Source organism: Streptomyces sp. NPDC005141, from assembly GCF_053599975.1.
Window position 1 is genome coordinate 1 of record NZ_JBSFYW010000041.1, and the last position, 22,829, is coordinate 22,829.

A 22,829-nucleotide genomic window follows, 5' to 3' on the forward strand; every position below is an offset into this window, starting at 1 on the left:
GTCCGTCGCTTACGTCCGGATCGAGCAGCGGTTCCCCCCTCCTGGACCCACGTCTGATCCAGCGGCGACGGACTGGGATGTACCGGCACGGCCCCGACCCACCCACCGAACCCGCACCCGGCGCCAGCGCGAGCGCACCCGGGCACCGGGCAGCCACCCCGGAACCCCGGAGGGCGACCTCAGCCCTGCCGAGCCGCCGCCCCCGCCCCCAACGCCCTCCCCTGCGGCACGATCCCCGCCGGAACGGCCCGCTGCCGCGCGGGCGTCCCCGTCCAGCACGTCCCGCGCCGGGCCAGCAACCGCCGCAGCCACAGTTCGAGCGAGACGAGATCGGCCAGTCCGTCGAGGGGCAACGGCGCCCCCTCCGCCGCCGCGCGCAGCGCCTTGCGCACGACTCGCGCCTCGACCAGCCCCGCCTGCGCGAGCAACGGCGTGTCGAACAGGGAGACCAGGGAATCGGCCGCCACCCGCAACCCCGTACGGACGGCCGCCGCGGAGGACGCGTGGGACGGAGCCCCCCACCCGGGGGGCAGATCGGCCACCCCGGCCCCCTCCAGCACCGTACGCAGAATCGCCGCCCGCGCCCCCGGCTGCACCCGCAGCGCCTCCGGCAGCTCACGGCACGCCCGGACGACCTGGTTGTCCAGGAACGGCGTGTGCAGCCGCTGGAAGCGGATCTCGGCGGCCTGCTCGAGGACGCGTACGTCCGCCGCGTGGCGGGCCAGCGCGGCACGCGCGCGGAAGTCCCCCGGCCGCTGCCCGGGACCGACGTTCAACCGCGCCCCGCCCGCCTGGAGGCGAACCGATACTTCAGCCAGCGCCTCCCCGGTCAGCCACCGCGCCGCGGGCCCGGGTCTGGCCCAGCTGAGCGCCGCCAGCGACGCCCCCACCGCACCTCCGGGCTCCTCGAACCGCCGGTGCAGCAACCGGTCGGCGAGGACGTCGACTCCGGCGCGGTACGGCGTACGGGCGAGCTTGCGCGCCGCGCCGTACACGCGCGCGGGGACCATCACCGAGCCGTCGGCCTTCGCCAACGCGGCGACGGGCCGCACCAGATGGCGCCGCTTGCGGTCCATGAGCAGGTCGGCGAGCCGGGCCGGATGGGCGTCCAGCACCTGCCGTGCGCCGTAGCCCGTGAAGTGGTCCGCACTGCCGGAGGCGAGCCGCGCGCGGTGCCGTGCCGCCGTCACCAGGGACGGCCCCGGCTCGTCGGTCAGCGGCCCCTCCAAGTCGGCGTAGGGAAGGGTCTCTTCGCCCCCGGTGACGACGACGTGGTGCAGCCGGGGATTCGCGGCCAGCGTCCCCGCCCGCTCGAGCTCGGCCTCGCGCCCCCGCACGGCGAGGTCGTTGAAGGTAACCGCCAGGAGCCGTTCCCCGGCGCCCGTGCCGTGTCCGAGGACCGTGCCGGGCGCCCCGGGAAGGCCGGCGGCGAGCAGCGCGAGGGTCCCCGAGGCGGGCCCTCCGGAGAGGTCGGCTCCGATGCCCGGCACCGGCGTCCCGCGTGCGGCGCGCCGCTCGGCGGGTCCCATGCCGGGCACGGGACCGGGGTCCACATCGGTGCCCGGCACGTGGCGGGGCGCGGAGAGACGGGCGCGGACGGCCTCCACGAGGGCGTCCCGTACGGCGTCCACGGCGACCGCGGGGTCGGCGATGGGCGCGGCGACGGCGAGGGAGGCGACGGGCTCGTACCCGGCGATCTCGCGGGCCCCGGCGCGCAGGATGAGTGTGTGACCCGGCGGAATGCGGCGCACGCCTTCGTACGGGGTGGAGTCGTGCACCGCGGCCGGTACGTCGGGGGCGGCGAGCATCGCGGCCAGGTGCCCGAAGTCGAGGTTGGCCTCGATGAGATCGGCGAGGGGAAGCGCGGCGGTCGCGTACGCCGTGCCGCCGGCCCACGGGGTGTAGAACACGGGCCGCGCGCCGGCGAGATCACCGCAGACGGTCACCCGGCGGCCGACCTGGACGACCGCGGTGTAGCTGCCGGACCAGTTGGTGAGGTGGCGGAGTGCGCCTCCGCGCGCGGCGAACAGTCCGACCCTCAGCTCTTCGTCGGAGGCTCCGCAGGTACCCAGGACGGCGATGCGGTTCTGCGCGTCGGCCTTCACCACGCGCACCTCGTCGGGCCGCCAGTCGCCGACGGCCCACAGCGGATCGGGGTCGCCCCACAGGAGGTGGGAACCCACCGGGTGCACGGTCTCGCCGTTGCTCCCCGTGGCGCCCGCCGAGCCGATCCCGGACGCTTTGGCGACGGTGCTGCTCCACCCCACCAACCATCGCATCGTCGCCTCCACAGGCTGTGGACAACCAGTGCACCGTACGAACTCGGCACCATGCTGCCACGAAGGAAGCGTGTGGGAGGGTCCCTGCGACGGCTTGCGCTCCCCGAAGTGCGCCCCCATGCGGAAGCCCGCGCCGACGCGATGCGGTCGCACCACGGACAAATGCCCCTCGCGCAGGGCCCGTTGAGGCAACCGGAACCGCCGCGCGCACCCTCAGTAATCCACCCGAGCCGCCGCCGGACCGCCCTGCGCCCTCCGCCCGGCACTCGACCCGATACCCCACTCGGCAGCGGACCGGACCCCTGAGCCGACCCCCGACCGAACACCTGACGGACCGGGGCGATCACCACTGCGCCGGCACTCGATCCGGCACGACGCGAGGCCGCGAGGAGACATCACGAGGAGGCGCCCCGAGGGGACGTCAACCGGGCCGCGTGGTGGCACCCAACACCCCGTGCACCGCCCGCCACCGCAGCCGCAGGCCCGGCGAACACCCCGAGGGCACCCCGGCCGACCCCTGGGCCGACGCCCCGACCAGCGCCTCGACACCCCCTGCGAGGAACCCTGGCGAACCACCCGACCCCCACCGGGTCGACGCGAATGCGCCCCCGATACGCTCCCTCAGGACGCCCTTCGCGCCCTCAACTCGCATGGTGAGAGCCCTAATCACCCTCCGAGACCACCGTCGATTTTCGGCCAAATCGGCGATGGACGGACAGGCGTGGACACGCTCCGTACAGGCCTTGCGCACCGCTTCGGCAACGCACAGTCCGGGAGGCGGAGTTCGCCTCCCGGACCGGTCCGCCGCCCGCGGGGATGTAGGCGGCGGTGTCCCCCAGCCCACTGGATCCAGTACAGCGGGCCGACCCACGCACGTTCCATGGAAGCGCTCCCCAGATGGCCGGAGAAGAGCGCACGGACGGGCGCACGGCCACACAACGGGAGCACGCCGCAACCGTCCGTACAGTCGTACGGACCACAATCCCGCCAACCGGACCTACGCCCCTTAACGCTGGGGATCGGGCGAACTACGCTGGGTTTACGAATGCCGCATGGTTATGCCAGCGCGGCAGCCGTCTGTGTCGAGGGGTGGCGCATGTCCAGGGAGCAACGCGGGCCGAACGAAAAACTCGGCGCCGTTCTCGCCCTCGCGGGAATCAGCAACGCAGGACTCGCGCGTCGCGTCAACGACCTTGGCGCTCAACGCGGGTTGACACTTCGCTACGACAAGACGTCGGTGGCGCGCTGGGTGTCGAAGGGCATGGTGCCTCAGGGCGCCGCGCCGCACCTCATCGCGGCCGCCATCGGCCAGAAGCTCGGCCGTCCGGTGCCGCTCCACGAGATCGGCCTGGCGGACGCGGACCCCGCGCCGGAGGTGGGCCTCGCCTTCCCTCGTGACGTCGGGCAGGCGGTGCGGTCGGCGACGGAGCTGTACCGCCTCGATCTCGCCGGACGCCGGGCCGGCGGCGGTGGCATCTGGCAGTCGCTGGCCGGCTCCTTCGCCGTGAGCGCGTACGCGACTCCCGCCTCACGGTGGCTGATAACCCCGGCCGACAGTTCGGTGGCGCGCGAGGTGAGCCCCGGTGAGGGCTCCGGAGCACCGCTGAAAGTCGGCCACAGCGATGTGCTGAAGCTCCGCGAGGCAGCCGAGGACGCCAGGCGCTGGGACTCCAAGTACGGAGGTGGCGACTGGCGCTCGTCCATGGTGCCCGAGTGCCTGCGGGTCGAGGCCGCGCCCCTGCTGCTCGGCTCCTACTCCGACGAGGTCGGCAGAGCGCTCTTCGGCGCGTCGGCCGAACTCACCCGTCTCGCGGGCTGGATGGCCTTCGACACGGGGCAGCAGGAGGCCGCGCAGCGCTACTACATCCAGGCCCTGCGGCTGGCCCGGGCCGCCGCCGACGTGCCCCTCGGGGGCTACGTCCTGGCTTCCATGTCCCTCCAGGCGACCTACCGGGGCTTCGGGGACGAGGGCGTCGACCTCGCCCAGGCCGCTCTGGAGCGCAACCGCGGTCTCGCCACGGCCCGCACCATGAGCTTCTTCCGCCTCGTCGAGGCACGTGCCCACGCGCGCGCGGGTGACGCCCAGGCGGCCGGCACGGCGCTGAAGGCGGCCGAGGGCTGGCTGGAGCGGGCCCGCGACGGCGACCACGACCCGTCCTGGCTCGGCTTCTACTCGTACGACCGCTTCGCGGCCGACGCCGCCGAGTGCTACCGCGACCTGAAGGCGCCGCGCCAGGTGCGCCGCTTCACCGAACAGGCGCTGTCGAAGCCGACGGAGGAGTTCGTACGGTCGCACGGGCTGCGGCTGGTGGTGTCGGCGGTCGCCGAGCTGGAATCGGGCAATCTGGACGCGGCGTGCGAGCAGGGCGTACGAGCGGTGGAGGTCGCGGGGCGCATCTCCTCCGCGCGCACCACCGAGTACGTGAAGGACCTGCTGCACCGGCTGGAGCCGTACGGAGACGAACCGCGCGTGGTGGAGCTGCGGGAGCGGGCGCGCCCACTGCTGATGGCTCCGGCGTAGACAGAGCGCGACGGCCCCGCGGTTCGAAGCGGCGCGGGGGCGTGTCTCTCGGGTTTGAGGGCATTGTCAGTGGCGCAGTGCACTATCGAAGCCGGGAGGTGGTGCACATGCGGAGCGCGTACGACTGCGATGTGCTGGTGATCGGCGGCGGAATCGTCGGCCTGTCGACGGCGTACGCCATCACGCGCGCGGCGCCGGGCACCCGAGTGACGGTGCTGGAGAAGGAGCAGGGGCCCGCCCTGCACCAGACCGGGCGAAACAGCGGGGTGATCCACAGCGGGATCTACTACCGCCCGGGCTCCCTGAAGGCGCGGTACGCGGTGCGGGGCGCCGCCGAGATGGTCAAGTTCTGCGCGGAGTACGACATCGCGCACGCCGTCACCGGCAAGCTGATCGTCGCGACGGAGAAGTCGGAGCTCCCCCGGCTGCACAGCCTGGTGCAGCGCGGCCGGGAGAACGGCATTCCGGTCAGGGAGCTGGGCCCCGCCCAGCTCACCGAGCACGAGCCCGAGGTCCGCGGCCTCGCCGCCATCCATGTGGGCACCACGGGCGTCTGCGATTTCGCGGCGGTGGCCCGGCGGCTCGGGGATGCCTCCGGGGCGGAGATCCGGTACGGGGCGGACGTCGTGCGCGCCGACCGCCGCCCCGGCCTCGGCGTCGCCGTACGCACGGCGGACGGGACGATCGTCCGCGGGCGGGTCCTCGTCAACTGCGCGGGGCTGCACTGCGACGAGACGGCCCGGCTCACGGGGGACGACCCCGGCATGCGGATCGTGCCGTTCCGGGGCGAGTACTACACGCTCGCGCGGCCGGAGCTGGTGCGGGGCCTGGTGTACCCGGTTCCGGACCCGGCGTTCCCCTTCCTCGGTGTCCACCTCACCCGGGGCATCGACGGCGGCGTCCACGTCGGCCCCAACGCGGTGCCCGCGCTCGCCCGGGAGGGGTACGGGTGGGGCGTCGTCCGGCCTCGGGAGCTGGGCGCGACCCTGGCCTGGCCGGGTTCCTGGCGGATAGCCCGGCGGCACTGGCGCTACGGAGCCGGGGAGCTGCGCCGGTCGGTGTCGAAGGCGGCGTTCACGGAGGCGGTACGGCGGCTGCTGCCCGCGGTGACCCCGGAGGACCTGGTCCCCGCCGCCGCCGGGGTCCGCGCCCAGGCGGTCCTGCGGGACGGCACCCTGGTCGACGACTTCCTGATCAAGGAGGGCCCGCGGACGGTGCACGTCCTGAACGCGCCGTCCCCCGCGGCCACGGCATCGCTCCCGATCGGCCGCGAGGTCGCCCGCCGAGCCCTGGCGGCCCTGACAGCGGCCTGAACCGGCCCGGCCCGCCACCACGGAACCGGCCCGCCACCACGCCCACGGCACCCGGCGCGACGACGGCACCCGGCGTGACGACGGGCCGCCCCGCTCCGCGGCGCCCGTAAAATCGACTCCACTGTGTCTGACTTCCTTGACTCCCCCGAAGAGACCCGGCCCGCCCCCGCCGAGGACGGCTCGCTGCGTCACCACCGTGCCAAGGGCGAGCCCCGCTTCCCCGAGGGTCCGCAGCCCGATCCCGCCGGCTCGCACTTCGAGCGCCGGATCCGGAGTTTCCAGCCGCGGCGGAGCCGGGTGACGACCGGACAGGCGGACGCGCTGCAGCGCCTGTGGCCCAAGTGGGGTCTGGACATCGACGGACGGCGGACGATCGACCTGGCGGAGCTGTTCGGCACGGACGGCCCCGTCGTGCTGGAGATCGGCTTCGGCATGGGTGAGGCCACCGCGCAGATGGCGGCCGAGGACCAGGAGACCGGAATCCTCGCCGTGGACGTGCACACACCCGGTCAGGGCAACCTGCTCAACCTCGCCGAGCGGAGCGGCCTGACCAACATCCGGGTCGCCAACGGCGACGCGATCATCCTGCTCCGCGAGATGCTCCCTCCCGCGTCCCTGAACGGCCTGCGCGTCTACTTCCCCGACCCGTGGCCCAAGAAGCGCCACCACAAGCGGCGGCTGATCCAGCCGGAGTTCCTCGATCTCGCCGCGACCCGCCTCGCGCCGGGCGCGCTCGTGCACTGTGCGACGGACTGGGAACCGTATGCGGAACAGATGCTCGAAGTGCTGAGCGCGCACCCCGACTTCGAGAACACTCGGCCGGACGGCGGTTTCGCGCCGCGTCCGGAGTTCCGGCCGCTGACCCGTTTCGAGGGCCAGGGACTGGACAAGGGTCATGTGGTGAACGACCTCCTGTTCCGGCGCGTACAGCATCGAGACCAGCACACCCCGGGTGACTGACCCGCACGCGGCGCTCCGGTGTCTCCCGGGAATCACCCGGACGACTCCGGTCACCCTCGCGGGCCACGCCCTCCCTCGTTAGGGTCAATGCCGTGGCCATCCATCCTCCGTACCCGACACAGCCCGGCGGCCCCGCCGGACCTGCGCTGAGACACCCTCACTGGTGGCAGCGCAGATGGGTCCGGTACGGATCGCTGATCACGCTGCTCGCGATGTCCGGTCTCGTGATCCTCGCCCTCGTCCGCGAACAGACCGGCACCGAGGGTTTCCTGGTCGGCCTCGGACTGGCCGTGTTCCCCGTGCCGCTGCTCATAGCCGCCTTCCGGTGGCTGGACCGGGTCGAGCCGGGCCCCTGGCACAACCTGCTCTTCTCCTTCGCCTGGGGTGCCTGCGCGGCCGCGCTCATAGCGATCGTCGCCAACAGTTTCGCGACCCGGTGGATAGCGATCGCGACCGCGGATCCGTCCAGCGCCGACACGCTCGGCGCGACGGTCATAGCGCCCGTCGTCGAGGAGTCGGCGAAGGCGGCGGCCGTCCTGCTGGTCTTCCTCTTCCGCAGACGGGACTTCACCGGGATCGTCGACGGCGTCGTGATCGCCGGGGTCACCGCCACCGGCTTCGCGTTCACCGAGAACATCCTCTATCTCGGCACCGCCTTCGGCACCGACCAGCTCAGCGGGGACAGCGGGCTCGCCTCCGTCACCGCCGCGACCTTCTTCGTCCGCGTGGTGATGTCGCCCTTCGCGCATCCGCTGTTCACCGTGCTGACCGGCATCGGCTTCGGCGTCGCGGCGCTGTCCGCCGAGCGCCAGCATGTGCGCCGCGTTCTGCTCCCCCTGGCCGGACTGCTGCTCGCGATGGGCATGCACGCGATCTGGAACGGCTCGTCGGGCTTCGGCGAGTGGGGGTTCTTCGGGGTGTACGCCGCGTTCATGGTGCCCGCGTTCGGGCTGCTGACCTGGCTGGTCGTCTGGACCCGGCAGCGCGAGCTGCGCACCGTGCGCGCGGAACTGCCCGCGTACACCGTCGCCGGGTGGCTGGGCGCGACGGAGCCGTGGGCGCTCGGCTCGATGCGGGCGCGGCGGCTCGCCCGCGAGTACGCCGGCCACCACTTCGGGAAGGCCGCGGCGCGCTCGGTGGCGGAGTACGAGGCGTACGCGACCTCACTGGCATTCCTGCGCCACCGGGGACGCCTCGGCCGCGCGGGCGCCGATTTCGTCGTACGGGAGCGCGGATTGCTCGACGAGCTGTGGCGCCGCCGGGAGATCGCCCGCCCGGCCCTCGCCTACGCGGCCCACGCGACGACACCGATGCCCGCGCCGCCGCCCTGGCCGGCCCACGGGTACGCGAACGGCTACGGATACGCCGCCCCGCAAGCGCAGCCGTACGCTCCGCCGGTCCCGTATCCCGCGTACAACCCGTACCGCTCGTAGACACGGCACCGCCCCGGCATCGCCGGCCGATACCGGCGGTGCCGGGCGCCAGGACCTCCGGTGGTTACGCCGACGCCTTGGACAACCGCGTCAGTTCGTCGTCCGTCAGGACCAGGTCCGCGACCCCCAGCAGCGCCGGGAGCTGCTCCACCGTCCGGGCGGAGGCGATCGGCGCGGCGACCGTCGGCTGGGCGGCCAGCCAGGCGAGGGCGACCGTCGCGACCTCGGTGCCATGGGCCTCGGCGACCTCGTCGAGGGCGGTGAGGACCCGCTGCCCGCGTTCCGTCTCGAGGTGCTTGGCCGCGGCCCCTGCACGGGGCGAGTCGACCGTCGTGCCCGGGCGGTACTTGCCGGTGAGGAAGCCGGCGGCGAGCCCGAAGTACGGGACGGCGGCCAGGCCCGCCCGGGAGGCGATGTCCCGCCGGGCGCCCTCGTAGGTGTCGCGCGAGACCAGGTTGTACTGCGGCTGGAGCGCGACATACCGCGCGAGGCCCTCACGGTCGGAGAACTCCAGGGACTCCTGAAGCCGCTCGGGCGAGAGGTTGGAGGCGGCGATGTGCCGCACCTTGCCAGCCGTCACCAGCTCGTCGAGGGCGCCGATGATCTCGTCGACCGGCACCTCCGGCTTGTCGAAGTGCGTGTAGTAGAGGTCGATGTGGTCGGTGCCCAGGCGGCGCAGCGACGCGTCGGCCGCGGCCTTGATGTTGGCGCCGGACAGCCCCGGGTACGCGGGATGCTGGCTGACCTTGGTGGCGACCACGATGTCCGCACGGTTGCCGCGGGTCTTCAGCCACTTGCCGATGATGGTCTCGGACTCGCCGCCCTCGTTGCCCTCGACCCATGACGAGTAGGAGTCGGCCGTGTCGAGGAAGTTGCCGCCGGCGGCCGCGTAGGCGTCGAGGACCGCGAAGGACCGGGTCTCGTCGGCCGTCCAGCCGAAGACGTTGCCACCGAGGGAGAGCGGGAAGACCTCGAGGTCGGACGAACCGAGCTTGCGAAGAGAAGTCATGCCCGACGTCAACGCCCCCACCGGATGCATGTATTCCGCACCCACTCCGGCGGGCCGGGTGAGCGCACGCGTCCGCAGACGCCGAACCGGCAGCCCTGACGTCGGGGGGGGTGTCGTCAGGACCGCCGGAGATCGGGAGAGACGCGCGTACGGCCGGGGGCCGCACGCGCCGCGAGCAGACGGATCACGAACCCTCAGGTCTGAGGGATCGCTCGTACGCGTCAGGACGCGTACGGCTCAGCTGGCTCAGGTGGCGTACGGCTCAAAAGCCCGTACAGGTCAGAAGCCGTACAGGTCAGGGGTTGAGGCCCTTGCTGTGGAGCCATGCCATCGGGTCGATGCCGGTGGCGGCACCGCCGGGGTGCACCTCGAGGTGCAGATGCGGCCCGGTGACATTGCCCGTCGCACCCACGCGCCCGATGACATCACCGGTGGCGACCTTCTGGCCCACGCTGACGCTGATCGACGACTGGTGGCAGAACCACAGCTCCGTACCGTCGTCGAGGGTGAGGATCGTGCGGTAGCCGTACGAGCCGGCCCAGCCGGCCTCCGTGATGGTGCCGCTGTGGATCGCCTTGATGAGCGTGCCGGTGGGCGCCGCGAAGTCGAGTCCGGTGTGATAGCCGGAGGACCACATGGAGCCGGCCTCGCCGAAGGTCGAGGTCAGGGTGTACGAGGAGGTCGGCAGCGAGTAGCTCTTGGCGAGCTCGGCGAGACGCTCGGCCTCCGCCTTCGCCTTGGCCGCGTCCTCCGCCTTCTTCTTCACCGCGGCGGCCTTGGCCTCCGCGTCGTCCTGCTGCTTGGCGGCGAGCGCGACGGCCTTCTTCGCGGCGGCGGCCTGGGCGGCCTGCTGGGCGGCGGTGTCGACCTGGTTCTGCTGCGACTCGGCCTGCTGCATGATGCGGGCGCGCAGCGCCTCACCGGCGTCCGTGGCACCCTGCGCCGTGTCGACGCCGGTCAGACCGGCGCTCGTGAGCGGAGTGGTGGAACCCTTGGGAGCGCTGGATCCGCCGTCCGATATCAGGGCCTTGGCGGACTCGGTGACCGACGACAGGTCGGGCAGCGAGATCGAGACGGGCGCCTTGCCCGGCGCGGCGGTGGCCATGCCACCCGCGCCGACGGCGGCTATGACACCCACGCCGAGAACGGTGGAGCTGCGGGCGAGTCCTCCACCGCGCTGCTTGCCTACGCGGTGCCGGCCGCGGACGGGAAGAACGGAATCCTCGGTGGGGTTCCACTCTTCCCAGGTTCCCTCGTCCTTGCCTGAGGCATAGCCGAAGGTCTGAGTGTCATTCGGCGCGAACGAGGTTGGCTGAGCAGGCCGGTTGGACGCCACGTGGGCGCACTCCTTTCCTTCCCTGTCGCCTACCGGGTTAGCTGACGGGTTCGGAGCAGGAAGGTCTCCTACGCGCGTATAACCACCGTGCTTCCACGGCGCAATACGCTCGATTCACCCCAAGTAGGTGGTTCCCCGGTTCCTTTGCAGGATTCGGCACGTGCGCACGGAGCCATCTCTTGTGACGGCTGGGACGACCGCGCTGCGTTATCGAACGTTAATAGACCCAGGCACCGGATTCCAAGCTGTTCCGACTGATCATTAACAGCTTTTGGCCAGGACTTTGGGGTCATGGACGATGAAAAACGGGCGAGTTGACCACGCGGCCTCGACACGGATTTATTTGACGGTGTGTCAGTCGTTATGCGGAGGGGCACCGTCCGATCACTCCTCGTGACAACGGTCGAGAAGGCCGTACGTGTCGCGCGCGACGAGCCGTCCGAGCGGTGCGGGGACCCGGTCGCCGAGCCCGCCTCAAACGCGCCGGACGGCGAGCAGCGCCATGTCGTCCGTCAGTGCGCCGCCCGTATGCCGGCGCACCTCCTCGGCGAGGACGGTCAGCAGCGCGTCGGGGCCGGGAAAGACCCGTCCGGCCAGCCGCGCGGCCGGATCGTAGAACTCCCCGCACGGATCACGGGCCTCGGACAGACCGTCGGTGTGCAGGAGCAGCGTCGCCCCGCGCGGAAAGGGGGCCGGCAGAGCGTGGTCGGGCCAGGTTCCCAGTTCGCTCATCCCGAGGGGCAGGGCGAAGGGCTCGGCGGCGAGCGTGACGAGTGTGCCGTCGGGATGCAGGAGCAGGGGCGGCGGATGGCCGCGGTTGACGATGCGCACGATGTCCTCGTCGTACGGGATCTCCGCGAGGACGGCGGTGGTGAACTCCTCGAAAGCGTGGGGGCTCTCGTGCCGGGTGCCCGGACGCGTCAGTGCCCGCTCCAGGCGCCGTGCGACCGCCTCCAGGGTCGCCTCCTGCTCGGCCGCCTCCCGGAACGCGCCGATCACCACGGCGACGGCGGCCACGGCGGCCATCCCCTTCCCCCGTACGTCGCCGACGACCATCCGCACGCCGTACGGCGATTCCTGCACCGCGTACAGGTCACCGCCGATGAACGCGTCCGCCTGCGCCGCCTCGTACCGCGCCGCGACATCGAGGCCGTCGATCCGCGCGTCGGGCTCGGGCAGCACGGCACGCTGCGCGAACTCGGCGATCTGCCGGACGGAGGCGAGCCGTTCGTCGCTGCGCCGGACGAGGATGTTGATGAGGACCGCGAGGACGGCGGCCGTCGCCACGGTGACCGATTCGGTGATCGCGTCGACCTTCATGACGATGTCGAGCAGGTAGTGGACCAGGACCACCGCGCCGACGGCGAGGGCGCCGGTGAGAACGGTGCCGCGCAGCGAATAGAGGGGCGCGGCCACCAGAGGCGCGGCCGTGAAGAGGGGGGCCGCGGTGAAGTCCGACGGCGTGAGGACGTCGTAGAGGATCCCGGCGACGACGAGCAGCGCGGGCAGGCTCCGGACGAAGGCGCGCGCGAAGGAGATCCTGCGGGGAGCCGCTCCCCCCGGATCGGGCGGCCGGGCGCCCCCGGGCACACCGGGCGACGGCCTGTCGGCCCGGCCATGCGGTTCTCCGGCTCGATGCTCACCTCCTGGCTGCCCCACCCGTCCAGAAGACCCGGAGGAAAGGTGGCGGGCGACCCGTGTGACCCGACCGGGGGATGACACCGGCTGCCGCAAGGGGACCGGCCTGGAGAGGGAGAACCGGGAAGGCCTACGGCCCCGGAAGTGGACGGGCCGGAGGGCATACACCAAGGGCCGGAACTCGTGAATCCGAGTTCCGGCCCTTGGCCTTGAGTAGCGGGGACAGGATTTGAACCTGCGACCTCTGGGTTATGAGCCCAGCGAGCTACCGAGCTGCTCCACCCCGCGTCGTTGAAACCAGTGTACGCCATCCGCGGGACCCGAAGCACACGCGTTTAAACGCACCCCATCAGCGGGGTCGCGGGCCCCTATCCCGGCAGATGCAGGTTGGGGGCCTTGGCGCGTTCCGCGTACTCGGGGAGGACGACGACGTCGGCGCCCGCGGCGGCGAGGAGCCCGTTCCCGTCGGCGTCCGCGACGAACGTGTCGGGCTCACGCCAGGCGGTCACCACCCGTCGCACCCCGGCGTCGAGGATCAGCCGGGCGCACGGCGCGGGCCGGGAGGCGCGGCGGGCGCACGGCTCCAGGCTGCTGTAGACGGTGGCGGCGGCCAGCCGCGGATCGGCCGGGTCGATTTTGGCGAGGGCGGCCTCCTCGGCGTGCACGACGGGGTCGTCGCCCTCGCGGGAGTGGCCGCGAGCCAGCTCGGTCCCGTCGGCCGCGACCACCACGGCGCCCACGCTGAACGCGGTCTCCGAGGGCGGGCACAGCGCCGCCAGCTCGCAGGCGAGCTCCAGCCACCGCCGGTCCGCCGCGGAGGCGAGCCCGCCGGTGCCGGGCGCGGTGGGGACGTACCGGATGAGCACGACGTCCCCGACCGGCCGGGTCTCCACCAGCCGCAGCCGGCCGGGAGGATACGTCCCCGTTCCGAACAGCCGCGGTGCGTCCGGCTGCCCGACGAAGAGGGGGGCGACGGCGAGCTGCAGTTCGTCGGCGAGGCCCTCCCGCACGAGCTGGGTGTGGACCAGCCCGCCCCCTTCGACCATGAGGCGGCGCACACCCCGTACGTCGTGGAGGTGTTCCAGCAGCACACGCCAGTCGAGTTCGGGGCCGGTCGGGACGACATCGACGCCGGGGAGGCCGTGCAGCTGGGCGGCTGCGCGCCTCGCGCCCTCGTCGGTCGTGTAGACGACCTTTTCGCCGCCCGTGTGCCAGAACTGCGCCTTCGGGTCGAGGTCTCCGGAGCCGCTGACGGTGACCTTCAGCGGGTACTCGGGGCGGCCGGCGGCGACGCGGGCCGCGCGCCGGTCGGCGGAGTTGACCAGGAGCCGCGGATTGTCCGTGCGCAGGGTCCCGGCGCCCACCAGGATCGCGTCGCTGGACGCCCGCACCTCGTCGACCCGGTCGAAGTCGGCCGCGCCCGAGAGCAGCAGCCGCTCGGGGCCGGTGTCGTCCAGGAAGCCGTCGAGGGAGACGGCGGCGGACAACAGGACGTAGGGACGGGGCATCGGGACGCATCCTCCGGTCGCACGTGGACAGTGGTTCAAGTTTTAAACAATACCTAGACTGGGTCCATGACGACCCGCTGGCTCTCCGCCGCCGAACAGCGCGCCTGGCGCTCGTACGTCTCCGCGACCTCCCTGCTGGAGGACACCATCGACCGCCGGCTGCAGGCGGAGGCGGGCATGCCCCACCTTTACTACTCCATCCTGGCCAAGTTGTCCGAGGCGCCGGACCTGCGGCTGCGGATGACCGACCTCGCCGAGGCCCTGAAGATCACCCGCAGCCGTCTGACGTACGCGGTGACGCGACTGGAGAAGGACGGCACCGTGCGCCGGGAGGGCTGCCCCACCGACAGACGCGGGCACATGGCCGTCCTCACCGACGAGGGCATGACCCTCCTGGAGCGGGCCGCGCCGGGGCACGTCGAGACGGTGCGGGCGGCGGTCTTCGACCATCTGACCCCCGAACAGGTGGGGCAACTGGAGGAGATCTGCGGGACCATCACGCGGGCCATCCAGGGCGGGAATTCCGCGGCACCCGGGGAAGATCTGCCGTGGCGGCGGCGCTCCTGCTCCTCGCGAGGGGCGCGAGGGGGATCTGAACCCCATTGCTTGAAGTTTTAAGCAGATGTAGTGTCTCCCTCCAGGACAGTGCTTCAAATCTGAAGCACCATCTCGTACGAACCCGCTGGACGGAGAGACCCCATGCGCGACCACCCCACCGCCACCGTGCGCACCCGCGTCCGCGTGCCCCTGCGCTTCGGCGACGGCTACTCCGTCGACGCGGAACTCGTCACCTTCCACGGCCTCGACGACGAGAAGGAACACCTGGCCGTCGTCCTCGGCGAGCCCGGCCCGGACCCGCTGGTGCGGCTGCACTCCGAATGCCTGACCGGCGACGTCTTCGGCTCCGCCCGCTGCGACTGCGGACCGCAGCTGCGCGAGGCGGTGGAGCAGATCGCGGAACGGGGCGGCGTCCTGCTGTACCTGCGCCAGGAGGGCCGCGGCATCGGCCTCTACAACAAGCTCGACGCGTACGCCCTCCAGGACCAGGGTCTCGACACCTACGCCGCCAACGCCGCCCTCGGCCTGCCCGAGGACGACCGCGACTACACGGCCGCCGCCCAGATGCTCCGGGCCCTCGGCATCGACTCCCTCGACCTGCTCTCCAACAACCCCGACAAGGCCGAACAGCTCCGCGAACTCGGCATCACGGTCTCCCACCGCGTCCCGACGGGCGTCTTCACCACCGCCCACAACGTCCGCTACCTGCGCGCCAAGGTCCTCCAGACCCAGCACACGCTCCCGCTGGCGGAACTGACCGAGCTCACGGGCCTCTCGACGGGCTGACACCCCCGCGCCCCGCCTCGCGGGCCGGAGTGGCCGGCCCCGCCGCGTGATGCTGTCGGTGCCGTTCAGGAGACGCCCCTGCCGCCGCGCACTCGCCGCACGAGATCGTCGGCGGCCTCCGGCCAGGTGACGTAATCGAAGGCGAAGCCCGCTTCGAGCAGGCGGCCGGGAACAACACGGCGGCTTTTCAACAGGAGTTCGGTGTCCGAACGCAGTGCGAACGCGCCGACCTCCGCCATCCACCTCGTCGCCGGCAGGCCCACCGGGACACCCCACGCCGCTCGCATCGCGCGCATGAACACGCGCTGGGGCAGGGGGTCGGGAGCGGCCAGGTTCACCGGCCCTGCGAGGTCGTCCCGGTCGGCCAGGAACTCGACCGCGCGCACGAAATCATGGTCGTGCATCCAGGACACATACTGCGCGCCGCCCGCGACGGGGCCGCCGAGGCCGAGCCGCGCCAGCCGCAGCATGACGTCGAAGACACCGCCCCGATCGGGGCTCATGACCATCGCCGAGCGAAGGGCGACCTTGCGAGTGTTCGGGGTTTCGGCCTGCTCCTGCGCCCGCTCCCAGGCTTTGGCGATCTCGACGCTGTAGGCCCAGTGGCCCGGCACGCCGGGTTCGGTGCCGCCGAGCACGCCGGTCGCCTCGTCGTTGGGTGCGTCGGAGCGGTGGGCGTAGACGGTGGCCGTGCTCATCTGCAGCCAGACCCTGGGAGGCCGGGCCGCGGCCGCGATCGCCTCGCCCACGACCGTGGCGGAGCGCACGCGCGAGTCCATCATGGCCTGCAGATTGGCCGCGGTATAGCGACAGCTGACGCTGCGCCCGGCCAGGTTGACCACGACATCGCTGCCGTTGATCACCTCGGCCCAAGGGCCCAGGGTCTCGCCGTCCCAGAGGACTTCACGGTCGCGCACCGGCCGCCTGGTCAGGACCACGACGTCATGGCCTCCGGCGGTCAACGCGCGGTTCAGAATCGCGCCTACCTGCCCGGTTCCCCCAGGGATCACTACCTTCATCGGCCTCCCCCGCGCATGTTGGGACGAGCCTACGCAGAAAACTGAACGTGTTCAAATCTGAACCCCTGCAAGCGAGGCACCGCCGATGGCGCCGACGTGACAGAACCAGCCGATCCGCAAACCCGGACTCATCCCCTCGCGCATCGCGCACGCAAGGGCCCGAAAACAAGACAGCGCCCGAGTCGGCCGAAGCCGAACCGGACGCTGCCCAGCAGGTCAGAGGGGGTTTTCCCCTCCCCCGCAGTCGTAGACCCTGTGGGACTCGAACCCACAACCAATGGATTAAAAGTCCACTGCTCTGCCAATTGAGCTAAGGGTCCCCGCACCGGACGATGCCGATACGGCGCACCGACCCGCGCCGATGCATCCCCGAGCATAGCGGGACGTGGCCGGGACTCCGATCGGGTATCGGGACCCGGCCACGCCAAAAGCGCACAAGGTCAGGGATCGACCGGTTCGGGTGCGCCCTTGCGGGCGGCCTCACGGGCGATCGTGCGCTGGTGGTCGGGGTTGAGGAACCAGTGCCGGGCCGAGGCCGTCCACCAGGCCGCGGCGAAGCCGAGGACGACGAGGACGGCGATCGGGGCGTAGTTGAAGGTCTCCCACGTGACCGGGGAGACCTGGGGCAGCATGAACAGGACCGTGATGACGGCCACCCAGCCGACCGCGATCACCCCCACGGGGCGGGACCAGCGGCCCAGATGCCAGGGCCCGCGCTCGAAGGCGTCCCCCTTGCGCACCCGCAGCAGCGTCGGGATGACGTACGCGACGTAGAGGCCGATCACCGCGATCGACGTCACGGCGGCGTAGGCCGCGTAGTTGATGAGATACGGCAGGCCGAGCACGAGGGCGCCCAGCGCTGCCAGCCAGACGGCCGCCACGGGGGTCCGCGTGCGCGGGTTCACCGTGTGCCACACCCGCGAGAACGGCAGCGCGCCGTCGCGTGAAAAGGCGTAGATCATGCGGCTGTTGGCCGTCACCGACGCCATGCCGCAGAACAGCTGCGCGCCGATCACGACCAGCAGCAGGAGCTTCCCGGACGTCGCGCCGAGCGCGTCCAGCAGGATCTGCGCCGGGGGCGCGCCGGTCGCCGAGCCCAACTCCTTGTCGTACGACTGGATGGCGAAGGTGAAGCCGAGGAGGAGGACGAATCCGGCGATCCACGACGTCCAGATGGACCGCACGATGCCCTTCGGGCCGGCCGTGGACGCGTCGTGGGTCTCTTCCGTCATATGGGCGGAGGCGTCGTAACCGGTGAACGTGTACTGGGCCATGAGGAGTCCGATGAGGACGACGTAGACCCCGCTGCCCCAGCCCGTGTTGTTCACGAACTTCGTGAACACGAAGCCGGCCGACTGGTGGTGGTCCGGCACGAAGGTCAGCGCGCCGACGATGACGGCGACACCGATGACGTGCCACCAGACGCTGATGCTGTTGAGGAGGGCGACGATCCCCACGCCGAAGGTGTTCAGGAGGCCGTGCAGGATCAGGATTCCGGCGAACAGCAGGACCGTGCGGCCCGGTGTCACCTCGAAGTCGAACTGGAGGTTCAGATAGGCGCCGAGGAAGGACGCGGCGCCGAAGTCGATGCCGGCGGTCACCGCCACCTGGCCGAGGACGTTGAACCAGCCCGTGAACCACGCCCAGGCCGCCGCGCTGCGCTCCGGGGCGAGCCGGTGCGCCCAGAAGTACAGCCCGGCGGACGTCGGATAGGCCGAACAGATCTCGGCCATCGCGAGTCCGACGAACAGCGTCATCAGTCCGACCGCGACCCAGCCCCAGGTGATCACGGCGGGACCGCCGGTGTTCATGCCGAACAGATAGAGCGTCAGGCAGCCCGACAGGACCGAGATGATCGTGAAGGAGACCGCGTAGTTGGAGAACGCCGACATGCGGCGGGCGAGAACCTGCGTGTATCCGAGCTGGGCAAGCCGCTCTTCGTCCGACAGCCCAGTCGCTCTGGCGTCATCTGTCATGCCCCCAGCGATTCCCTCGTCGGGGGCATGACATGCGCCACGAGGGCGACCAAGTTGGCTAGAAAAGACCCTTGTAGCCCTGCCGGCCGCCGGCGATCTTCACCCGCGAGCCGAACGAGCCCGTCCCCGTACCGGCATTGGGGTAGACGTTCCCCGAGGTGTCGCGCTCGACCAGGTCGTTCTTCCCGTCGCCGGTGATGTCGCCGACGCCGACGATCGCGTTGTAGGACGCGCCCCAGTCGGAGAACACCTTCACCCGGTCCTTCAACAGACCCGCCCCGGTGCCGTTGCAGCGGTACAGCGTCCCCGCCCTGTCCCGCGCGAGCACGTCCCCGATGCCGTCACCGTTCAGGTCCCCGGCGCCGACGATCTTCGTGTAGCCCGTCCACGCCGTACGGATCTTCTTGCCCGCGGCGAGCGTTCCGTCGCTCTTCGCGGTGAACAGGTAGATGTCGCCGGTCGAGGCCTTCCGCGCGAGCAGATCCGTCCGCCGGTCACCGGTCGGGTCGCCGGGCGAGGTCAGGACGTCGTACGCGTTCCAGCCGGTGCCGAGCGCCTTGTACGAGGTCGAGGGGGTCGGCGCCGTGCCGCACGCGGGCTTGTAGCCACGCAGGGACCCGTCGCTCGTCCGCACCAGGACGTCGTTGCAGCGGTCGCCGTTCAGATCGCCGAACGGCACCGCGACCGCCTTCGTCGACCAGCCGTTGCCGGTGACCTTTCCGGCGAACGCGCCCTTCCCGTCGCCCTCCGGGAAGGTCAGCCCGCCCGACGAGTTGAGGGTGAGCAGGTCGCCGGTGCCGTCCGGGCCACGTCCTTCGGAGCCGGTGTGGTCGTGACGCGCCGGGGCGCCCTTGCGCAGCCCGACCGTGCCACCCACCTCCAGCGGACCTCCGACACCGTCCGCCGGTGTGACGGACAGCGTCCAGTCGTACGAGCCGTTCGGCAGGAACGCGTCCCCGGGAAGGGTGCTGTCGACGCCGAACCAGCCGACGCTCAGCTCCCCGCGCGCGGCGCCGCCGTCCCGCGTGTCCACGACCTTGCCGGCCTTGTTCCGCACGGTCAGCCGCCAGCTCGACGACGGCTTCGAGAGCAGCAGGGTGGCGAGGGTGTCCGGTGTCGTGTCGATCTCGGTCGGCTCGACGTAGGAAGCCTTCTGGGCCGGCGTCAGCAGCCGCAGCGGCTGCTGGGCCACCCCGGACGCTACGAGGTGCACGCGCTGCGGGCCGTCCACGTACGCGGCGTTCGCGCCGGACTCGTCGACCGTCCAGCGCACGTCCCGCTGCGAGACCCCGCTGTCGGGCAGATCGCCGATGACCCGGCTCTCGGCGCTGCCGCCCGCGACCGCCGTGAGTGTCAGCTTCCCGGTCCGCCTGTCGTGCGTGACGACGTACCCGTCGCCGAGCTTGGCCTCGTCGGCGGGCACGGCCACGGACTTCTTCGCCGTACGGTCGAAGACACCGGCCCTGCCGTCGCAGGTCCAGTAGATCCAGCGGCCCAGGGCCTGGAGCTCGGTGGGCGTGCAACCGGCGTCGGTGATGAGGGTCTCGGTGGTCTTCTTCGCGGTGGGGTCGTACGCGGTGACGGTGCCGGGCGTCGATCCCGCCGTCCAGAGCACGTCGCCGGAGAGGGCGGCGGCTCCCGGGGTGCGGGTGAGCGCCGGGGTGCCGTCGTTGCCGATCGCGTACACGTACTGCTTGTCGGCGGCCGTGTAGAGGACGTACCGGCCCGAGACATCGGTGACGCGTCCGCCCGCGGGCACGCTCCGCTGCCACAGCCCCGCTGTGGTCGGGCCGTTCACCCGAAGCAGCTCGGAGGTGTCCGACCCGTGCTCCAGCCAGACGATCCGGCCGTCGGCCGTGCCGTGCAGCGGGGCACAAGCCGCGCTGTCGGTCGCGCAGGAGCCGATCACCACGTCGGACGCGAGGCGCGGGGTGAAGTCGTCACGCTCGCCGTACTCGGGGCTTCCGGTCACGGCGAACCGTCCCAGGCGTCGGCCTGGCCCCCAGCCGTCGCTTCCCCCACACACAAGTCGGCCGATCATACAGAGAGTTCACCGAGGAGCGGAAAGCGATTTCCGCGCCTTGCCGCGCGGACAGCGAAGTGGCCCCCACCCCGAACTCGGGTGGAGGCCACATCACTTGGCTATGTCAGCGGCGGTCAGCCGTTGCGCTTCCAGCGCGGCTTCTCGTCACGGCGGAACGTACCGGTGCCGGTGCCGGTGCCCGTCGTGCGGTGGTCGTCGCGACGGGCGGTCGGGCGGTCGTGGCCGGAGCGGAAGCTGCCGCCCGCGGGACGGTCGCCCTGACGGTCACGGTTGAAGGGACGGTCGCTGCCCCGGTGCCCGGCACGCTCGTCACGACGCTCGAAAGAACGGCCGCCACGGTCATCGCGGTTGAAGCCGCCACCACGGTTGTCGTCACGACGCTCGAAAGAACGGCCGCCACGGTCATCGCGGTTGAAGCCACCACCACGGTTGTCGTCACGACGCTCGAAAGAACGGCCGCCACGGTCATCGCGGTTGAAGCCACCACCACGGTTGTCGTCACGACGGAAGCCGCCGCGGTCGTTGTCGCGGTTGAAGCCGCCACCGCGGTTGTCGCGGTTGAAGCCACCGCCGCGGTTGTCGTCACGACGCTCGAAAGAACGGCCGCCACGGTCGTCGCGGTTGAAGCCACCGCCACGGTTGTCGTCACGACGGAAACCACCACGGTCGCCGCCACGGTCGTCACGACGGCCGCCACGGTCGTCGCGGTTGAAGCCACCACCACGGTTGTCGTCACGACGGAAACCACCACGGTCGTTGTCACGACGCTCGAAGTTGCCCCGCTCGTCGCGGCGCTGACGCGGCTGCTCGGCCTGCTCGGCGGCGACGGCCTCGGCGGCCGTGGCCTCGACGACGACCTGCTCGGCGGCCTCGGCGGCAGCCGCGACGGCCACCTCCGGGTCCTCGCCCCGCTCACGGGCGGCACGGGCGACCAGACGGTCGGCCTCGCCGCGCAGCTCGGCGGCACGACGCTGCGCGCGCTCCAGCTCCTTGGTGAGCTGGGTGACCTCACGCTCGGCCTGCTGGGCGGCGTCGCCCGCGGACGTGGCCTGGACCTCGGTCATCGACCGGGCGCCGGTGATGTCGGCGACCTCGGGCTCGAAGGCCGTACCCGAGTTGATGATGTGACGCGCGGCGTCGACGCCCGCGTCCTCCATCAGCCGGAAGATCTGACGGCGCTGGTGCGGCAGGGACAGCGACACGACGGTGCCGGAGCGGCCGGCGCGGGCGGTACGGCCCGAGCGGTGCAGGTAGTCCTTGTGGTCACCGGCCGGGTCCACGTTCAGGACCAGGTCGATGCCGTCGACGTGGATACCGCGGGCGGCGACGTCGGTCGCGACGAGCGCGTTGACGTAACCGTCCTTGAAGTCGGCCAGCGTCCGGGTCCGGGCGCCCTGCGTCATGCCGCCGTGCAGCGCGTCGGCCTTCACACCGGCGTCGCGCAGCTGCTCGGCGATACGGTCGGCGCCCAGCTGGGTGCGGACGAAGATGATCGTGCGGCCCTTGCGGGAGGCGATCGCGGCGGTGACCGGCGCCTTGTCCTTGGGCTTCACGATGAGGATGTGGTGCGACATGGTCGTGACGTTGCCCTGGGCGCTGTCGACCTCGTGCGTCACCGGGTTGGTCAGGTAGCGCTTGACCAGCGTGGAGATCTCGTTCTCCATCGTGGCCGAGAACAGCATGCGCTGGCCGCCGGCCGGGATCTGGTCGAGCAGCTCGGTGACCTCGGGGAGGAAGCCCAGGTCCGACATCTGGTCGGCCTCGTCGAGGACGGCGATCTGGGTGTTCTCGAGCGAGCAGGCGCCGCGGTTGATGATGTCGCGCAGGCGGCCCGGAGTGGCGACGAGGACGTCGACGCCGCGCTCCAGGGCGTAGATCTGGTTGCCCATCGACGTACCGCCGCAGACGACCTTCATCTTCAGGCCGAGGACGTCGCCGTAGGGCTGCAGCGCGTCGGCGACCTGCATGGCCAGCTCACGGGTCGGCGTGAGGATGACGGCGCGCGGCTTCTTCTTCTCGGTGTGACCGCCGGCGAGCTGCGCCAGGGTCGGCAGACCGAAGGAGAGGGTCTTGCCGGAGCCGGTGCGGCCACGGCCGAGGATGTCCTTGCCGGCCAGGGCGTCCGGGATGGTCGCGGCCTGGATCGGGAAGGGGCTGGTCACGCCGTTCTGCGCGAGCTTGCGGACGACGCCCTCGGGGAGACCGAGGTCAGCGAAGGTCATCTCGGGGGCGGTCTCGACGCCCTCGACGCCCTCGACGGACTCGACGATCTCGACGGACTCGACGATCTCGATGGCCTCAACGGCCTCGACCGCGTCGTTGTTCTCGTTGTTCTCGGGCACGACGACGTGATCAGTACTGGAAACAGACATGCGAAATGCGAACCTTCCGGAGTTCTTCGGCACGCGCCCAAACTCCGTGAAGTCGCAAACGACCGCCTCTATGCGGT

General features: G+C 71.5%; 15 protein-coding genes, 2 tRNA genes and 1 riboswitch. Of the genes, 6 read left to right on the plus strand and 11 right to left on the minus strand.

The genetic code is table 11. The features are described from left to right. Window positions 1-179: 179 nt before the first annotated feature. The gene (locus ACWD68_RS27600; protein ID WP_451809166.1) at window positions 180-2,279 is read right to left on the minus strand and encodes an asparagine synthase-related protein; all 2,100 of its coding nucleotides are present in this window, start codon (window positions 2,277-2,279) and stop codon (window positions 180-182) included. A 1,096-nt stretch (window positions 2,280-3,375) separates the two neighbouring features. Between ACWD68_RS27600 and ACWD68_RS27605 the strand changes: the two genes are divergently transcribed. The 4 genes from ACWD68_RS27605 to ACWD68_RS27620 all read left to right on the plus strand — a co-directional run bounded on the left by ACWD68_RS27605 (window position 3,376) and on the right by ACWD68_RS27620 (window position 8,506). After that, entirely contained in the window at window positions 3,376-4,800 is a 1,425-nt protein-coding gene (locus ACWD68_RS27605) for an MFS transporter (protein ID WP_451809167.1), read from the plus strand. Window positions 4,801-4,907: 107 nt separating this feature from the next. Next, entirely contained in the window at window positions 4,908-6,113 is a 1,206-nt protein-coding gene (gene lhgO, locus ACWD68_RS27610; RefSeq protein WP_451809168.1) for an L-2-hydroxyglutarate oxidase, read from the plus strand. A 123-nt stretch (window positions 6,114-6,236) separates the two neighbouring features. Further along, window positions 6,237-7,073: a tRNA (guanosine(46)-N7)-methyltransferase TrmB gene (gene trmB, locus ACWD68_RS27615; protein ID WP_451809169.1), complete on the plus strand. Its 837-nt coding sequence runs from the start codon at window positions 6,237-6,239 to the stop codon at window positions 7,071-7,073. A 92-nt stretch (window positions 7,074-7,165) separates the two neighbouring features. Continuing rightward, window positions 7,166-8,506 carry a PrsW family intramembrane metalloprotease gene (locus tag ACWD68_RS27620; protein ID WP_451809170.1) on the plus strand — a complete coding sequence of 447 codons (1,341 nt, stop codon included), beginning with the start codon at window positions 7,166-7,168 and terminating at the stop codon, window positions 8,504-8,506. 64 nt (window positions 8,507-8,570) lie between these two features. On the opposite strand, the gene ACWD68_RS27625 is transcribed toward ACWD68_RS27620, so the two are convergent. From ACWD68_RS27625 to ACWD68_RS27645, 5 genes are all read right to left on the minus strand, one after another. After that, window positions 8,571-9,515, minus strand: coding sequence for an aldo/keto reductase (locus tag ACWD68_RS27625; RefSeq protein WP_451809171.1), 945 nt, complete (start codon window positions 9,513-9,515; stop codon window positions 8,571-8,573). Between the two features lie 295 nt (window positions 9,516-9,810). Further along, window positions 9,811-10,851 carry a M23 family metallopeptidase gene (locus ACWD68_RS27630; RefSeq protein WP_451809172.1) on the minus strand — a complete coding sequence of 347 codons (1,041 nt, stop codon included), beginning with the start codon at window positions 10,849-10,851 and terminating at the stop codon, window positions 9,811-9,813. Between the two features lie 11 nt (window positions 10,852-10,862). Next, a riboswitch (cyclic di-AMP (ydaO/yuaA leader) is annotated at window positions 10,863-11,020 on the minus strand. Window positions 11,021-11,325: 305 nt separating this feature from the next. Continuing rightward, a complete protein-coding gene (locus ACWD68_RS27635; protein ID WP_451809173.1) occupies window positions 11,326-12,441 on the minus strand; it encodes a PP2C family protein-serine/threonine phosphatase in 1,116 nt (371 codons plus the stop codon). Window positions 12,442-12,703: 262 nt separating this feature from the next. Beyond that, window positions 12,704-12,777: transfer RNA gene (locus tag ACWD68_RS27640), tRNA-Met, on the minus strand. Between the two features lie 80 nt (window positions 12,778-12,857). Continuing rightward, complete coding sequence (locus ACWD68_RS27645) at window positions 12,858-13,997, minus strand: dihydrofolate reductase family protein (RefSeq protein ID WP_451809174.1); 1,140 nt, start codon at window positions 13,995-13,997, stop codon at window positions 12,858-12,860. A 66-nt stretch (window positions 13,998-14,063) separates the two neighbouring features. Here ACWD68_RS27645 and ACWD68_RS27650 point away from each other — a divergent pair, with 66 nt between their 5' ends. Both ACWD68_RS27650 and ACWD68_RS27655 read left to right on the plus strand, forming a co-directional pair. Further along, window positions 14,064-14,615, plus strand: a complete 552-nt coding sequence (locus tag ACWD68_RS27650) for a MarR family winged helix-turn-helix transcriptional regulator (RefSeq protein ID WP_451809175.1) — start codon at window positions 14,064-14,066, stop codon at window positions 14,613-14,615. An 81-nt stretch (window positions 14,616-14,696) separates the two neighbouring features. After that, entirely contained in the window at window positions 14,697-15,341 is a 645-nt protein-coding gene (locus ACWD68_RS27655) for a GTP cyclohydrolase II (protein WP_451809176.1), read from the plus strand. Window positions 15,342-15,406: 65 nt separating this feature from the next. On the opposite strand, the gene ACWD68_RS27660 is transcribed toward ACWD68_RS27655, so the two are convergent. The 5 genes from ACWD68_RS27660 to ACWD68_RS27680 form a co-directional block, all read right to left on the minus strand. Further along, window positions 15,407-16,360 (minus strand): TIGR01777 family oxidoreductase, encoded by a 954-nt coding sequence (locus ACWD68_RS27660; RefSeq protein ID WP_451809177.1) that lies wholly within the window; start codon window positions 16,358-16,360, stop codon window positions 15,407-15,409. 247 nt (window positions 16,361-16,607) lie between these two features. Next, window positions 16,608-16,680, minus strand: a tRNA-Lys gene (locus tag ACWD68_RS27665). A 120-nt stretch (window positions 16,681-16,800) separates the two neighbouring features. Continuing rightward, window positions 16,801-18,336: an amino acid permease gene (locus ACWD68_RS27670; protein WP_451809178.1), complete on the minus strand. Its 1,536-nt coding sequence runs from the start codon at window positions 18,334-18,336 to the stop codon at window positions 16,801-16,803. A 58-nt stretch (window positions 18,337-18,394) separates the two neighbouring features. Beyond that, window positions 18,395-20,308 (minus strand): FG-GAP-like repeat-containing protein, encoded by a 1,914-nt coding sequence (locus ACWD68_RS27675; protein ID WP_451809179.1) that lies wholly within the window; start codon window positions 20,306-20,308, stop codon window positions 18,395-18,397. Between the two features lie 185 nt (window positions 20,309-20,493). After that, the gene (locus tag ACWD68_RS27680; protein WP_451809180.1) at window positions 20,494-22,752 is read right to left on the minus strand and encodes a DEAD/DEAH box helicase; all 2,259 of its coding nucleotides are present in this window, start codon (window positions 22,750-22,752) and stop codon (window positions 20,494-20,496) included. Between the last annotated feature and the right edge of the window lie 77 nt (window positions 22,753-22,829).